Genomic DNA, 14,598 nt, shown 5'->3' with positions numbered 1-14,598 from the left:
ACCGTCACACGGAACCGCAGCTGAAGCCGCCCGAGCCGCCGCCCCAGGACTGCGGCAGCTCCCGCTCGGTCGTCCCGCCCCGCCCGAGAAGTCCCGCCTCCCGCGCGAAGCGCGGCACGAGCCGGGTCAGCGCCCGGTCCCCGTACAGGGCCACGGCCAGCAGCCGGTCGTCGAACGACAGGCCCCTTCCGGTCGCGGGCAGCGGATGCCGGTCCCGCAGGTCCCTCAGGGTTCGCCGGCCGGCCCGGGTGCGTCCGGGCGGGAAGACGCGCAGCAGCCCGGCGACGGTGAGTTCGAAGCGCAGGTCGATCAGTGCGAGCGCGACGGGTTCCCGGTCCAGTAACTGCCGCATGCCCGCGGGGCGGTAGAGGGCGGCGTGCACGGTCTTCGTCAGCTGCGGGAGGGCGGGGAGATCCGTCCCCGCGCCGTGGGCCGGCCCCGTGGTGCGCATCGTGCCGCCGCGTCCGGGGCCGATGGCGCCCCGCGCCTGCAGAGCGAGCACGGCGACCGTGGCGGCGGCGCGGCGGCCGCCCCGTAGGAACGCGATCTCGTGCGGCGCGAGCCGGTTCGTTGCGTCACTGTCCATGGGACCCCCAGCGGCCGGAACACGGGGCCCGCCGCCCCCGTGCCGGCGGGCCCCGTCGAGGAGAATGTGCCCGCACCCGGGGCTGCTCGATACCTGCCGCCCCTACTTCAGAGCATGATTTGAGCATGCCGTACCCGCGGTACGCCCCCTGCGGTAGACACCCCGGCCGCACCCTCCCTCCGCCATGCGGCGGCCCGGCTGCTCCGTACGTTCAGGTGTCGTCGTGTTCCGGCAGGCCCGGCCAGGTTTCGGGGCCGCCGCCCTGCCATTCGATGAGGTCGCTTTCCTCCACCTCCACGCGGTCCAGGTCGGCCAGTCGGAGGATTTCGACCACGTCGTCCAGGTGGGACGCGAGTCCGAGGGTCACGTCGCCCTCGGTCACCCGCCGGGAGCCGTCCAGGGCCGGTGCGTGCACCACGATGTGCGGATGCTTCGTGGGGTTGTCCATGTCCTCAGCCTCCTGACCCTCAGCCTGCTGCGCCGGCCCCCGGTCCGCACTCCGGGGACACCGGGACCGGGTGGACGACGAGGAGCGCCGGACCCGGGTCCGGCGCTCCTCCTGCGGTCCGCTTGGTTGCCGTCCGACGGCGCGAGACTGGGCGCGACAGGACATTCGCGCCGCCGGACGGGATCAGGGGCCTCGCGGCAGGACCGTTCTGCGCGAGGCGGGTGGCCGGGACCGCGGCGGGTGCGACGGCTCCGGGACGTCCTCCCTCCGGTCGGGAGAACGCTCCGTCGCCTTCACCACCGCACTGGCTCGCACGCCGCCGCGGTCCACGCGCCCGCACGGCCGTCGGACGGCCACCCCTCATCCGGGTCGCCCGACGGCCCGGGCGGGCCGTGCGCGTACGGGGCCCGGGGCATGACCTCCCGGCGGACCCCGTACGCGGCTCTTGGTGTCAGTCCTCGCGCAGGGCGCGTACCGCCTCCTCCACGCGCCTGCCGTAGTCCGGGTCGGCGGCGTGGAAGTGCGCGAGGTTCTTCTTGATCACGTCGTCGCGGGAGACCTGCGAGAGGCCGCCGGCGATGTTCGCGACCAGACGCCGCTTCTCCTCCTCGGACATCAGCCGGTACAGCTCGCCGGCCTGGAAGAAGTCGTCGTCCTTGGTGTGCGGGGGCGCCGCGTGGGTGCCCGTGTGGCCCGTCACCGCCAGCGGGGCCGACAGCGGACGGCCGGTCTCGACGGGGCCGTCGTAGGAGTTCGGCTCGTAGTTCTTGGCGTACCGGCCCTGGGAGTTGGACGCCATGAGGCCGTCACGGCCGTAGTTGTCCGCGCCGCCGGGCACGGCCTTCGGCGCGTTCACCGCGAGCTGGGTGTGGTTGACGCCCAGGCGGTAGCGGTGGGCGTCGGCGTAGGCGAACAGCCGCCCCTGGAGCATCTTGTCCGGCGACGGGCCGATGCCCGGTACGAAGTTGTTCGGGGAGAACGCGGCCTGCTCGACCTCGGCGAACACGTTGTCCGGGTTGCGGTCCAGGACCAGTCGGCCCACCCGTCGCAGCGGGTGGTCCCTGTGCGGCCAGACCTTGGTCACGTCGAAGGGGTTGAAGCGGTAGTCGGCCGCCTCGGCCGCCGGCATGATCTGGACGTACAGCGTCCAGGACGGGCGCACCCCGCGCTCGATCGCCTGGAGCAGGTCCGTCTGGTGGGAGGCCGGGTCCGTGCCGGCGATCTCCTGGGCCTGCTCGGTGGACAGGCAGCGGATGCCCTGGTCGGTCTTGAAGTGGTACTTGACGAAGAAGGCCTCGCCGTCGGCGTTCGTCCACTGGTAGGTGTGCGAGCCGTAGCCGTTCATGTGGCGGTACGAGGCAGGGATGCCGCGGTCGCCCATCAGCCAGGTCACCTGGTGCGTGGCCTCGGGGGAGTGCGCCCAGAAGTCCCAGACGCTGTCCGGCTCCTGACGGCCCGTGAACGGGTCGCGCTTCTGCGAGTGGATGAAGTCGGGGAACTTCACCGGGTCCTTGACGAAGAACACCGGCGTGTTGTTGCCGACGAGGTCGTAGTTGCCCTCCTCGGTGTAGAACTTCACCGCGAAGCCGCGCGGGTCGCGCACCGCGTCCGCGCCGCCGAGGGAGTCCGCCACCGTGGAGAAGCGCGCGAACACCTCGGTGCGCTTGCCGACCGCGCTCAGGAAATCGGCGTGAGTCCAACCTGTGACGTCGTCGGTCACCTCGAAGTGGCCGTGGGCGCCGGAGCCGCGGGCGTGCACCACGCGCTCCGGGATGCGCTCGCGGTTGAAGCGCGCCAGCTTCTCCAGCAGGTGCTGGTCCTGGAGGAGGAGGGGGCCGCCGATGCCGGCGGAGGCGGAGTTCTGGTTGTCGGCGACCGGGGCGCCGGACTCGGTCGTGAGGACGCGCTTCGACATCAGGGACCTTCCGTGCAGAGGGACAACGGAAACGTACTTCCGCTTCGTGGAGTTTCCGCTTGCGTGGAGCCTAGGATCGGTGTGATCGGCGCGTCAACAGTTTGTTGAACAAGGGGGGTGGATCCGGACGGCGCCGCCGCCTGGGCGCGACATGACTGGTGTCGGCGGCGGCGCCGTCCGGAGGTCTGGGGTCCGTCAGACCTGGGCGCCGGACAGGCGCTCCACGGCCCGCAGCAGGGCCGAGTGGTCCAGGCCGCCGTCGCCCTGCGCGCGCAGGGAGGCCACCAGCTGGGCGACCACCGCGCCGACGGGCAGGGCGGCGCCGACGGCGCGGGCCGCGTCCGTCACGATGCCCATGTCCTTGTGGTGCAGTTCGATACGGAAGCCCGGCTTGAAGTCCCGCTGGAGGAAGTTGTCCTTCTTCCGCGTCAGCACGGTCGAGCCGGCCAGGCCGCCGCCCAGGACGTCCAGCGCCGCCTTCAGGTCCACGCCCGACTTCTCCAGGAAGACCACGGCCTCGGCGCACGCCTGGATGTTCACGGCGACGATCAGCTGGTTGGCGGCCTTCACGGTCTGGCCGGAGCCGTGCGGGCCGCACAGCACGATCGTCTTGCCCAGCGACTCGAAGAGCGGCTTGGCCGTGTCGAAGTCGGCCTGCTCGCCGCCGACCATGATCGACAGCACCGCCTCGACGGCGCCCGCCTCACCGCCGGAGACGGGGGCGTCCAGGACCCGGATGCCCTTGTTCTTGGCGGCGGCGGCCAGGTCGATCGAGGTCTGCGGGGTGATCGAGGACATGTCGATCAGCAGCGCGCCGGAGCGCGCGTTCTCCAGGATGCCGTCCGGGCCGTAGGCGATGGCCTCGACCTGCGGCGACGCGGGCACCATCGTGACGATCACGTCGGCGTCCCGGACCGCCTCGGCGATCGAGCCCGCCGTGGTGCCGCCCGCGGCGGCCAGCCGGTCCAGCTTCGCCTGCTCCAGCGTGTAGCCGGTGACGGGGTAGCCCGCCTTGATCAGGTTCTCGGACATGGGGGAGCCCATGATGCCGAGGCCGATCCAGGCAACCTTGGGAAGGGTGGTGGTCATTGCGGGTGCCTCTCTCACTTCTGTGCTGCGTCTGGGAGTCGGGGCCCTGGAAGGTGCCCGGGCTGGTCAGCGGGCCGCTCGGGCCTCGGCCGGCAGCCACGCGAAGGCCTCGGCGCTCGGCCTGTCGCCCGGCTTGTACTCCAGGCCGACCCAGCCGTCGTAGCCGGCCTTCCCCAGCTGGTCGAGGAGGTCCTCCAGCGGGAGCGAGCCCGTGCCGGGCGCGCCGCGGCCGGGGTTGTCGGCGATCTGGACGTGGCCGGTCCGCGCGGCGTACCGCTCGATCACCGACGGCAGGTCCTCGCCGTTCATGGACAGGTGGTACAGGTCCATCAGGAACCTGGCGTTGCCGAGGCCCGACGCCGCGTTCACCTTGTCCACCACTTCGACGGCGGCGGGCGCGCTCACCAGCGGGTACAGCGGCGACTCCGGCTTGTTCAGCGCCTCGATCAGCAGGATCGCGCCGATCCGGTCGGCGGCCCGGGCCGCGAGGACCAGGTTGTCCAGCGCGAGCGCGTCCTGCTCGGCCGGGTCCACGCCCTCGACCCGGTTGCCGTACAGCGCGTTGAGGGCCGTGCAGCCGAGGGACCGGGCCAGGTCCGCGGCCACGTCGATGTTGGCGCGGAACCTCTCCGCCTCCTCACCGGGGACGGACAGTGCGCCGCGGTCGGGGCCCGGGAGCCTGCCCGCGTAGAAGTTCAGGCCGGTGAGCTGTACGCCCGCGTCCTCGATCGCCTTCTTCAGGGCATCGGTCTCGGAACGCTCCGGGGTGGGGGAGTCGATCCACGGCCACCACAGTTCGACCGCGGTGAAGCCGGCCGCGGCGGCGGCCGCCGGCCGCTCCAGGAGCGGGAGTTCCGTGAAGAGGATCGACAGGTTGACGTTGAAGCGCTGGTCTGCGAATCCCATCAGGGCCGCGCTCCCTTCCGTTGTCGCCGTATTCCGTATTGCGGAATTTGGTTTCTGCGTAATGGAAGACTGCCGGGGGGTGTCGTGGCTTGTCAAGAGGGTGCGGGCTCCCGTGTGGATCCCGGTCGCCGGGACTGCCCGGAAAGCGGCCCGCGCGTTAGGTTGTGCGCGTGCGATTGAGAGTGGAGTTCACGACCGAACCCTTCGACCTGGACGAGGCCCCCGCGCACGCGGTGGTGGCGCGGGAGGTCGTCGAGGCCGCCGAACTGGACGCCGTGGACGTCGGCCCGTTCGGCAACACGGCCGAGGGGGGTACCGACGCCGTCCTGGACGCCGTGGACGCCCTGTTGCGCAGGACCCTCCGGGCCGGCGCCACCCGGATCTCCCTTCAGGTCACCGTGATCGGGGAGGACGGGAGGTGATCGGGGAGGAGCCCTTCATCGCGGCCCTGAAGCCGCTGGTCGACGCGATCGGCGGCCGGATGCTCCCGCCGGACGAGGCGGGCCCCGACGATGTCGTGCTCTCCTGGGAGGGTGCCGTCGCCGTCGCCGTACGCCTGCCGCAGCTCGCCGACTCGCTGGACCACATCCTGGCCGCCATGGAGCGCAAGCAGGGCATGCCGCTCGCGGACCTGGACCGCAAGGCCAAGCAGGAGGTCGTGCGGGTGCTCGAGGCGCGCGGAGCCTTCTCCGTCCGGCACGGGGTGGAGACCGTGGCGAGCGCGCTGGGCGTCAGCCGCTTCACCGTCTACAACTACCTCAACCGCGACAAGCGCGGCTGAGCCGCCCACGGGCCCGGCGTCCCGGAATTTTCAACAAACTGTTGACGCAGTGTTCGTCAGGGCGTTAGCTATCCGCAGCCCGTTCAACGCGAAGGCCGTCAACAGCCCACGGAGGCTCCCGTGACTTCGACCGCAACGCCACCGGGCCTCGCCCGATTCAACGCCCTCCCCGAAGACGCGGCCCGAGCCGCCCTTCTGGAGGCGTGCGCCAGCAGGGCCTGGGCCGAGCGGCTGCTGGCGGCCCGCCCCTGCGGCACCCCCGAAGACCTCGAAGCCGCGAGCGACGCCGCCATGGCGGAGCTGACCCCAGCGGACCTCGGGGAGGCGATGGCCGGCCACCCGCCGATAGGTCGTCCCAAGCCCGGCGACCCGGCATCGGCCCGCGAACAGCGCGGCATGGCCGGCGTCTCCGAGGAACTCAAGGCCGAGATGCTCGACCTCAACCTGGCCTACCAGGACAAGTTCGGCCACGTCTTCCTCATCTGCGCCACCGGCCGGACCGGCGAGCAGATGCGCGACGCGCTCAAGGAGCGGATCGGCAACGCGCCGGAGCAGGAACGCGAGATCGTCCGCAGCGAACTGGGGAAGATCAACCGCATCCGGCTCGCCCGACTGCTCGAAGTCGCCTGAGAAGACGCCCGAAGAGGAAACCATGAGCACCGAGACCACCGCCTCCGTGTCCACGCACATCCTGGACACCTCCGCCGGCCGCCCCGCCGAGGGCGTCGCCGTCCACATCCTGGCCCGTTGCGGGCGGGAAGCGGACTGGCAGGCGCTCGGCGGATCCTCGACCGACGCCGACGGGCGGTGCAAGGATCTTCCGGCGCCGCCGGAGGGCACCACCCACGTACGGCTCGAGTTCGACACCGAGACGTACTTCGCCAAGAAGCAAGCCGCGGCCCAGCAGGACGCCCCCGCGCTCCGGGACAGCGAGAACGGCCGGCCGGTGTTCTTCCCCGAGGTCACCATCACCTTCGCGGTGGTGCCCGGTGAGCACTACCACGTTCCGCTGCTGCTCAACCCGTTCGGCTACTCCGTTTACCGAGGGAGCTGACCGACACCATGACCCGTTTCGTCCTGGGACAGAACCAGTACGGCAAGGCCGAGAACCGAGTCGTCAAGATCACGCGTGCCGGCGACACGCACCACATCAAGGACCTGAACGTCTCCGTCGCCCTCTCCGGCGACATGGAGGAGGTCCACCGCAGCGGCTCCAACGCGAACGTCCTGCCGACTGACACCACCAAGAACACGGTGTTCGCCTTCGCCAAGGAGCACGGGATCCAGAGCGCCGAAGACTTCGGCGTCAGGCTCGCCCGCCACTTCGTGGACAACACCGAGCCCATCCACCGGGCCCGCATCCGCATCGAGGAGTACGCCTGGGAGCGGATCGAGACCGCGCAGTCCGGCGCGCGCTTCGTCGGCTCCGACGAGATCGCCCACTCCTTCGTCCGCAAGGGCCAGGAGACCCGCGTCGCGCAGATCACCTACGACGGCCACGGAATCCAGGTGCTCTCCGGGTTCAAGGACCTGACCGTCCTGAACTCGACCAACTCCGAGTTCTTCGGCTTCCTGAAGGACAAGTACACCTCCCTTCAGGAGGACCACGACCGCATCCTCGCCACCACCGTCTCCACCTGGTGGCGGCACAACTGGAACGGCATCGACTCGCACGCCCCCGACTGGGAGCGCTCGTACAACGGGGTGCGCAAGCACGCGCTCCAGGCGTTCGCCGAGACCTACTCGTACTCGCTCCAGCAGACCCTCTTCGAGATGGGTGTGCGGGTGCTGAACTCCCGCGACGAGGTCGACGAGATCCGCTTCTCGATGCCCAACAAGCACCACTTCCGCTCGGACCTGTCGCCCTTCGGGATCGACAACGCGGCCAAGGACGGCGCCGTCTACTACGCCGCCGACCGCCCCTACGGCCTGATCGAGGCCACCATCCTGCGGGACGGCGCCGAGCAGCTCATCCCGGTCGACATGACAAACCTCTGACGCGGGACGCGCGCCACCGGACCCGCTCCGGACCGGTGGCGCGCCACACCGGAGGGAACGAAATGGCACTGCCTGCTCAAGGGCCCGTCGAAGGCCCGTGTTCCACCCCGCCGGTGCACACCGAGGACGCCGTCACGTCCGTGCACCCGGTCGACGAGAAGCTCCACCCCTCGCGGCTCGTCCCCGCCGCGCTCCAGCACATCGCCGCCATGTACGCGGGCGTTGTCACCCCTCCGCTCATCATCGGCCAGGCCTGCGGACTCGACATCGCGGGCCGCACCCGGCTCATCGCCGCCAGCCTGCTGATCGCCGGCGTCGCGACGATCCTCCAGACCATCGGCGTCAGGCAACTCGTGGGCAACCGCCTGCCGTTCGTGAACGCCGCCTCCTCGGCCGGCATCGCCCCCATCCTCGCCATCGCCGAGAACAACGCCAAGGGACACCAACTCCCGGCGATCTACGGCGCGGTGATGGTCGCCGGCGCCTTCTGCCTGGCCGTCGGCCCGTTCTTCGGACGGCTGCTGAAGTTCTTCCCGCCGCTGGTCACCGGCGTGGTGATCACCCTCATCGGGGTCACCCTGATGCCCGTGCCCGTCGGCTGGGCGCAGGGCGGGGACCGGACCGCCGCCGGCTTCGGCTCCATGAAGAACCTCGCCCTCGCCGCGTTCACCCTCGTGGTGATCCTGCTGATCCAGCGCTTCGGCAAGGGCTTCGTCAAGCAGGTCGCCCTGCTGTTCGGACTACTCATCGGCACCCTGGCCGCCCTTCCGTTCGGCATGGCCGACTTCCGCGGCCTCGCGTCCGCCCCGGTCGCCGCGCTGCCCACCCCCTTCGCCTTCGGCGCCCCCGTCTTCCAGCCCGCGGCCATCCTGTCGCTGTGCATCGTGATGCTGGTGCTGATGACCGAGTCCAGCGCCGGCATGCTCGCCCTCGGCGAGATCTGCGACCGCCGCGCCGACGCCCGGACCATCACCCGCGGCCTGCGCACCGACGGCCTCGCCACCCTGCTCGGCCCCGTCTTCGGCGGCTTCCCCACCTCGGCCTTCGCCCAGAACGTGGGCGTCGTCTCGCTGACCCGGGTGCGCAGCCGCTACGTCGTCGCCGTCGCCGGCTCCGCCCTGTTGCTCCTCGGCGCCTTCCCGGTCCTCGGCGCGGTCGTCTCCCTGGTGCCCATGCCGGTCCTCGGAGGCGCGGGCATCGTGCTCTTCGGCTCGATCGCCGTCAGCGGCATCCGCACCCTGTCCGAGGCCGGACTGGACGACAGCTCCAACATCATCCTGGTCGCCGTGGCCCTCGGCGCCGGCATCATCCCGCTGGCCGCGCCCACCTTCTACACCCAGTTCCCCGCCTGGGCGCAGACCGTCCTCGGCTCCGGAATCAGCGCCGGCGCCATCGTCGCCGTCATGCTCAACCTGTTCTTCCACCACCTCGGCACCCGGAGCAGCACGGCTCCGGCACTCAAATCCTCCTAGGGTCCTGCCGTGCCCTCCCCGTGGACGCCCCACGTCCACGGGCCGCCACCAAAGACAAGGAAGCGCAATGGCACCATCGGCAGCCCAGCGCATCGTCATCGAGAACTGCGCGATCGCGACCGTGGACGCGGACGACACCGAGTACGCCTCCGGACACCTCGTCCTCGCCGGCAACCGGATCGAGTCGGTCGGCGCGGGCAAGGCCCCCGAGGGTCTGAAGGACGTGGTGCGCCGCATCGACGCGAGCGGCCATCTGGCCACGCCCGGTCTGGTCAACACCCACCACCACTTCTACCAGTGGATCACCCGGGGCCTGGCCACCGACCACAACCTGTTCGACTGGCTCGTCGCGCTCTACCCGACCTGGGCGCGCATCGACGAGGAGATGGTGTACGCGGCGGCCCAGGGGTCGCTGGCGATGATGGCCCGCGGCGGCGTCACCACCGCCATGGACCACCACTACGTCTTCCCGCACGGCTCCGGAGACCTGTCCGGCGCGATCATCCGGGCGGCCCGCGAGACGGGCGTGCGGTTCACCCTGGCCCGCGGTTCGATGGACCGCGGCGAGAAGGACGGCGGGCTGCCGCCGGACTTCGCCGTGGAGACGCTCCAGGGCGCGCTCGCCGCCACCGAGGAGACCGTTCGGCGGCACCACGACGCCTCCTTCGACGCCATGACACAGATCGCCGTCGCCCCCTGCTCCCCGTTCTCCGTCTCCACCGAACTGCTCCAGCAGGCCGCGGAGTTGGCCCGCCGCCTCGGCGTACGGCTGCACACCCACGGCTCGGAGACGGTCGAGGAGGAGAAGTTCTGCCACGAGCTGTTCGGCAAGGGCCCCACCGACTACTTCGAGTCCACGGGCTGGCTGGGCGAGGACGTGTGGATGGCGCACTGCGTCCACATGAACGACTCCGACATCGCCGCCTTCGCCCGTACGAAGACCGGTGTGGCGCACTGCCCCTCCTCCAACGCCCGCCTCGCGGCCGGAATCGCCCGGGTCCCCGACATGCTGGCGGCCGGCGTCCCGGTCGGCCTCGGTGTCGACGGCACCGCCTCCAACGAGTCCGGCGAACTCCACACCGAACTGCGCAACGCCCTGCTGATCAACCGCCTCGGCGCACACCGCGAGGCGGCCCTGAACGCCCGTCAGGCGCTGCGCCTGGGCACCTACGGCGGCGCCCGGGTACTCGGCCGGGCCGGCCAGATCGGCTCGCTGGAGCCGGGCAAGCTGGCCGACCTGGTGCTGTGGAGGATGGACACGCTGGCCCACGCCTCGATCGCCGACCCGGTGACCGCCCTGGTCCTGGGCGCGGCGGCACCGGTCACCGCCTCCTTCGTGGACGGGCGGCAGATCGTCGAGGACGGCCGGTTGCTGACCGTCGACGAGGACGCCATCGCCCGCGCCACGCGGGCCGAAGCACAGCGGCTGGCGCGCATCACCGCGCAGAGCTGACCGACTGAGGAACTCCGGGCGGGAGGGACGGCTCCCGACCGGTAGCCGTGGACCCGAGCGGGGTCCGCGGCGGGCCGGCTCCGGGGCGCGCTTGGACACGCGCCCCGGAACGGTCTCCGTTCGCCCCGCGGACCCCACCGAGGGCCCGACCCGGTCCCGCACGACCACACGCACCACCTCCCAGACACCCACGTCGAAGACGACGTGTCAACCGACCGGAGGAGCCGCCGTGGCCGCTCACCCCACGTCCCGTGACGAGGCGCTACAGCCAGCCGAGTCCACCACCCATCCCGTGGACGAGAAACTCCCCATCCTGAAGATGGCGACCAGCGGCCTTCAGCATGTGGCCGCCATGTACGCGGGCGTGGTCGCCCCGCCCCTGATCGTCGGCGCCGCCGTGGGCCTGTCCGGCACCGAGCTGACGTTCCTCACCGGGGCCTGCCTGTTCACGGCCGGTCTCGCCACCTTCCTCCAGACCCTCGGCATCTGGAAGATCGGCGCCCGGCTCCCCTTCGTCAACGGCGTCACCTTCGCCGGTGTCGCCCCGATGACGGCGGTCGTCGCCGCCACCAAGGACAAGTCCGACGCCCTGCCGATCATCTTCGGCGCGGTGATCGTGGCGGGCGTCCTCGGCTTCCTGGCCGCGCCGATCTTCTGCAAGGCGATCCGCTTCTTCCCACCGGTGGTCACCGGCACCGTGATCACCCTCATCGGTGTCTCCCTGCTGCCGGTCTCCTTCGGCTGGGCCCAGGGCCCCAACCCGGCCGCGCACGACTACGGTTCGGCGACGAACCTCACCCTGGCCGGCACCACCCTGGTCATCGTCCTGCTGCTGCGCCGCTTCACCCGCGGCTTCGTCAAGCAGATCGCGGTCCTGCTCGGGCTGATCGCCGGCACGGTCATCGCGATCCCGTTCGGCGTCACGGACTTCGGCCCGGTGGCGGACGCCCAGGTGGTCGGCTTCCCGACCCCCTTCCACTTCGGCGCGCCGCAGTTCCAGGTCGCCGCGATCCTGTCGATGTGCGTGGTGATGGTGGTCTCGATGACCGAGTCCACCGCGGACATGCTGGCCCTCGGTGAGATCGTCGAACGCCCGGCGAACGAGAAGACGATCGCCGCCGGCCTGCGCGCCGACACCCTCGGCTCCGCCCTCAGCCCCCTGTTCAACGGCTTCATGTGCAGTGCCTTCGCGCAGAACATCGGCCTGGTGGCCATGACCCGGATCCGCAGCCGCTTCGTGGTGGCCTTCGGCGGCGGCTTCCTGGTCCTGATGGGCCTGTGCCCGATGGCCGCCTCGCTCATCGCCGTCGTACCGCGCCCGGTGCTCGGCGGCGCGGGCGTGGTCCTGTTCGGCTCGGTGGCCGCCAGCGGCATCCAGACCCTGGCCCGGGCCGGCCTCGACAAGGACAACAACGTCCTGATCGTCGCCGTCTCGATCGCCGTCGGCATCATCCCGATCACGGCGCCGAACTTCTACCACGCCTTCCCGGAGACCGCCCGGATCGTCCTCGACTCCGGCATCTCCACGGGCTGCGTCGCGGCCGTCCTGCTCAACTTCGTGTTCAACCACCTGGGCAGGCCCGGGCTGGTGGACGCCCAGGACGTCACCCATCCGATGGAGGCGGGGGAGGAGATCGCGGTGGCGCGCTGATCCCCCGGAGGGGTACGGCCGCCGCGCGGGCCCTCGGGAGGGGCGGCCACCGCGCCGATCTTCGGGAGGGGTACGGCCGCTGTGCCGTGCCCCTCCCGCCGTGTGTGTCACAGCCCGAACAGTGCGGGATCCGTCGCCAGTTGCCTGAAGCGGTCGTGCGGAGCGGGCACCGGTTTCCTCGCCTTGAGGTCCAGGAGGCCGACGGCCGCGTCGATCTCGGCCGCCACCGCGCCGTCGGCCTTCCGGACCGTCCGCCGGATGCGGAAGGTCTTGCCCCCGCCCCACTCGAAGGCACAGGTCACCTCGGCCTCGTCGCCGGCCGGCAGCTCACGCGGGTAGCGGATCGTCGTCTCCAGGGCCACCGGCCCCACGCCGCCGGACAGGAGGCCCGCCTGGCTGATCCCGGCAGCCTGGTGGAGCAACGACCAGCGGGCGTGCTCCGCGTAGTTGAGGTACACGGCCTGGTTGAGGTGCTCCTGCACATCGGTCTCGTCACCGCGGACGGTCACCCGGACGGAAAACGGCTCGCTCACCGCGTCCCCTTCTCGTACGCCGCTCGGACCCACCGATCCTGGCACGGCCGTCACATCCTGCGCGGCGACGCCAGCAGGTACCGGGCCCTGGTCCGGGGCTCGGTGTACTCCCCGGCCTGCCAGCCCGCCCGCTCCAGCGCGGCCGCGCACGCCCGCAGTGCCGCGCCGTCCGGCCCGTACACCGCGACCGCCTCCGGCTGCGGGGTCGCCCGTACCCGGTATCCGTCCGCGTCCGGCCCCGCGGGCCGCTGTCCCGCCGCCTCCAGGGCGAGCGCGGCGGCCCGCACCAGATGCGCGCGCTCCCAGCCGCAGGGCCGTTCGACGGCACCGTCCGGGTTGGTCATCCGGCGCAGTTCCAGCAGTCCCTGCCAGGCGCTGTGCACCTCGCGCACCCGCCCGGGACCGTCGTACGGGGCCTCCTCGCCGCCGACGCGGGCGGAGAACACGCCGGTACCGGCAGGCGCCTCCCCGACGTCGGGCGCCTTCTTCGTCACCTCCTCCGCCTCCCGTATCCGATGTCCGGCCGGGGTGAGGAAGTGGTCGTGCGGCGGCCGTGGATGCCGGAAGGCGAGCCCCCGCTTCGCCAGCGCCGCGAGCTGCGCCTCCGTACCCCTGAGCCGGCCGGTCACGGGGTCGGCGGCGTCGATGACGCGGCGCTGCGCGGCGGTAGGTGGTCGTGTCACGGCGCGGCCTCCCCGAATCGTCGAACAGCCGTCGAACGGCCCATTCGAAGACTACGACCCGGGTCCGACAACGTGCCGCCGCCGCTTACGCCGACGGGGTCGCCCGGATGTTCCAGCCCGCGATCACCGGCCGCCCGTGCTCCGTGCCCAGCCGGCACACCGTGCCCGTGGCCAGCTGGAACAGCGCGCCCGCCGACGGCGGCAGTCCGAGCCGCCGGGCGGTGAGCACCCGCAGGAAGTGCCCGTGGGCCACCAGCACGACGGCCCCCTCGGTGTTGGCGAGCGCGGCGTCCACCTTGCCCAGCATCCGGTCGGCCCGCTCCCCGACCTGCTCCACGCTCTCCCCGGGATGTTCCGGCGGTCCCGGGGCGACCCCGTCCGTGAACAGGAACCAGCCGGGCCACGTCCGCTGGATCTCGACGGTGGTGACGCCCTCGTAGCCGCCGTAGTCCCACTCCCGCAGATCCGTGTCGACCCGCGCGTCGTGGACCCCGATGAGCTGGGCCGTCTCCCGCGCCCGCTGCGACGGGCTGACGAACGCGGCCCCGATCCGGTGCGAGCGGATCAACGGCACCAGCCGCCGTGCCTCCTCCCGCCCGCGCTCGGTGAGCGGCACGTCCGTCCACCCGGTGTGCCGCCCGGACCGCGACCACTCGGTCTCGCCGTGCCGTACGAGAAAGAGATCACCCATGCGTCACAGGCTACGAGCCCGCGTCCCCGCTCCGGCGGACTCACGCGCCCACGGCGGGGCATCGCGGCCCGGGCACTTTCGGAGCACGGATCGGCAACGCGGCGTCCCGACCGCGCCGCCGGCGGGGAACGTATCGGCATGCTGGCGTGCGGATGTCTGGACCCGATCGGAATACTGGCCGACCTGGTCGGCAACACGCTGCTGAGCCTGGCCGCGCTCGTACTCGGCCTGATCTGCCTGATCGGCCTGCTGCTCGGCGCGATGGTGGCCCTCGGCCACCTGACCCGCCGTGAACAGGACGACGACACCGAGCCCGACGAGGACCAGGTCACCCTCGCGTCCTTCCACTGGGAAACCCCCTCGGACGCGGACGATCCTCACTAGCCCGGGCC

The 14,598-nt window shown here is 71.6% G+C and carries 17 protein-coding genes; 9 read left to right on the top strand and 8 right to left on the bottom strand.

The genetic code is table 11. The features are described from left to right. Positions 1 to 4: 4 nt before the first annotated feature. The 5 genes from TNCT6_RS05130 to TNCT6_RS05110 form a co-directional block, all read right to left on the bottom strand. Positions 5 to 586 carry a TIGR04222 domain-containing membrane protein gene (locus TNCT6_RS05130; protein ID WP_141357003.1) on the bottom strand — a complete coding sequence of 194 codons (582 nt, stop codon included), beginning with the start codon at positions 584 to 586 and terminating at the stop codon, positions 5 to 7. A gap of 211 nt (positions 587 to 797) precedes the next feature. Then, the gene (locus tag TNCT6_RS05125; protein ID WP_141357001.1) at positions 798 to 1,034 is read right to left on the bottom strand and encodes a hypothetical protein; all 237 of its coding nucleotides are present in this window, start codon (positions 1,032 to 1,034) and stop codon (positions 798 to 800) included. Positions 1,035 to 1,485: 451 nt separating this feature from the next. After that, positions 1,486 to 2,949, bottom strand: coding sequence for a catalase (locus tag TNCT6_RS05120; RefSeq protein WP_141356999.1), 1,464 nt, complete (start codon positions 2,947 to 2,949; stop codon positions 1,486 to 1,488). Positions 2,950 to 3,144: 195 nt separating this feature from the next. Further along, positions 3,145 to 4,038 carry a 2-hydroxy-3-oxopropionate reductase gene (locus TNCT6_RS05115; protein WP_141356997.1) on the bottom strand — a complete coding sequence of 298 codons (894 nt, stop codon included), beginning with the start codon at positions 4,036 to 4,038 and terminating at the stop codon, positions 3,145 to 3,147. 66 nt (positions 4,039 to 4,104) lie between these two features. Then, on the bottom strand, positions 4,105 to 4,944 hold the full coding sequence (locus tag TNCT6_RS05110) for a TIM barrel protein (RefSeq protein WP_141356995.1): 840 nt from the start codon (positions 4,942 to 4,944) through the stop codon (positions 4,105 to 4,107). Between the two features lie 170 nt (positions 4,945 to 5,114). On the opposite strand from TNCT6_RS05110, the gene TNCT6_RS05105 reads away from it, so the two are divergent. The 8 genes from TNCT6_RS05105 (at position 5,115) to TNCT6_RS05070 (ending at position 12,299) form a co-directional block, all read left to right on the top strand. Beyond that, complete coding sequence (locus tag TNCT6_RS05105; protein ID WP_141356993.1) at positions 5,115 to 5,366, top strand: hypothetical protein; 252 nt, start codon at positions 5,115 to 5,117, stop codon at positions 5,364 to 5,366. Beyond that, complete coding sequence (locus tag TNCT6_RS05100) at positions 5,363 to 5,725, top strand: helix-turn-helix domain-containing protein (RefSeq protein WP_253266028.1); 363 nt, start codon at positions 5,363 to 5,365, stop codon at positions 5,723 to 5,725. The genes TNCT6_RS05105 and TNCT6_RS05100 overlap by 4 nt, the downstream gene beginning before the upstream one ends. Before the next feature lie 120 nt (positions 5,726 to 5,845). After that, on the top strand, positions 5,846 to 6,355 hold the full coding sequence (uraD, locus tag TNCT6_RS05095; RefSeq protein ID WP_141356991.1) for a 2-oxo-4-hydroxy-4-carboxy-5-ureidoimidazoline decarboxylase: 510 nt from the start codon (positions 5,846 to 5,848) through the stop codon (positions 6,353 to 6,355). Positions 6,356 to 6,377: 22 nt separating this feature from the next. Continuing rightward, entirely contained in the window at positions 6,378 to 6,779 is a 402-nt protein-coding gene (gene uraH / locus TNCT6_RS05090) for a hydroxyisourate hydrolase (RefSeq protein WP_141356989.1), read from the top strand. An 8-nt stretch (positions 6,780 to 6,787) separates the two neighbouring features. Further along, positions 6,788 to 7,723 carry a factor-independent urate hydroxylase gene (pucL, locus tag TNCT6_RS05085; RefSeq protein WP_141356987.1) on the top strand — a complete coding sequence of 312 codons (936 nt, stop codon included), beginning with the start codon at positions 6,788 to 6,790 and terminating at the stop codon, positions 7,721 to 7,723. Positions 7,724 to 7,785: 62 nt separating this feature from the next. After that, positions 7,786 to 9,195 (top strand): nucleobase:cation symporter-2 family protein, encoded by a 1,410-nt coding sequence (locus TNCT6_RS05080; RefSeq protein WP_141356985.1) that lies wholly within the window; start codon positions 7,786 to 7,788, stop codon positions 9,193 to 9,195. 67 nt (positions 9,196 to 9,262) lie between these two features. After that, positions 9,263 to 10,648: an 8-oxoguanine deaminase gene (locus TNCT6_RS05075; RefSeq protein WP_141356983.1), complete on the top strand. Its 1,386-nt coding sequence runs from the start codon at positions 9,263 to 9,265 to the stop codon at positions 10,646 to 10,648. A 319-nt stretch (positions 10,649 to 10,967) separates the two neighbouring features. After that, the gene (locus TNCT6_RS05070) at positions 10,968 to 12,299 is read left to right on the top strand and encodes a nucleobase:cation symporter-2 family protein (RefSeq protein WP_141366117.1); all 1,332 of its coding nucleotides are present in this window, start codon (positions 10,968 to 10,970) and stop codon (positions 12,297 to 12,299) included. 107 nt (positions 12,300 to 12,406) lie between these two features. On the opposite strand, the gene TNCT6_RS05065 is transcribed toward TNCT6_RS05070, so the two are convergent. The 3 genes from TNCT6_RS05065 to TNCT6_RS05055 form a co-directional block, all read right to left on the bottom strand. After that, positions 12,407 to 12,832 carry a thioesterase family protein gene (locus tag TNCT6_RS05065; RefSeq protein ID WP_141356981.1) on the bottom strand — a complete coding sequence of 142 codons (426 nt, stop codon included), beginning with the start codon at positions 12,830 to 12,832 and terminating at the stop codon, positions 12,407 to 12,409. 50 nt (positions 12,833 to 12,882) lie between these two features. Continuing rightward, complete coding sequence (locus tag TNCT6_RS05060) at positions 12,883 to 13,515, bottom strand: hypothetical protein (RefSeq protein ID WP_141356979.1); 633 nt, start codon at positions 13,513 to 13,515, stop codon at positions 12,883 to 12,885. Positions 13,516 to 13,600: 85 nt separating this feature from the next. Next, on the bottom strand, positions 13,601 to 14,206 hold the full coding sequence (locus tag TNCT6_RS05055; protein ID WP_141356977.1) for a histidine phosphatase family protein: 606 nt from the start codon (positions 14,204 to 14,206) through the stop codon (positions 13,601 to 13,603). 138 nt (positions 14,207 to 14,344) lie between these two features. Here TNCT6_RS05055 and TNCT6_RS05050 point away from each other — a divergent pair, with 138 nt between their 5' ends. Further along, a complete protein-coding gene (locus TNCT6_RS05050) occupies positions 14,345 to 14,590 on the top strand; it encodes a hypothetical protein (protein WP_141356975.1) in 246 nt (81 codons plus the stop codon). Positions 14,591 to 14,598 lie beyond the last annotated feature (8 nt).

The sequence above is a fragment of the Streptomyces sp. 6-11-2 genome, assembly GCF_006540305.1.
Classification (GTDB): Bacteria; Actinomycetota; Actinomycetes; order Streptomycetales; family Streptomycetaceae; genus Streptomyces.
This window is presented reverse-complemented; position numbering and strand designations above follow the sequence as displayed.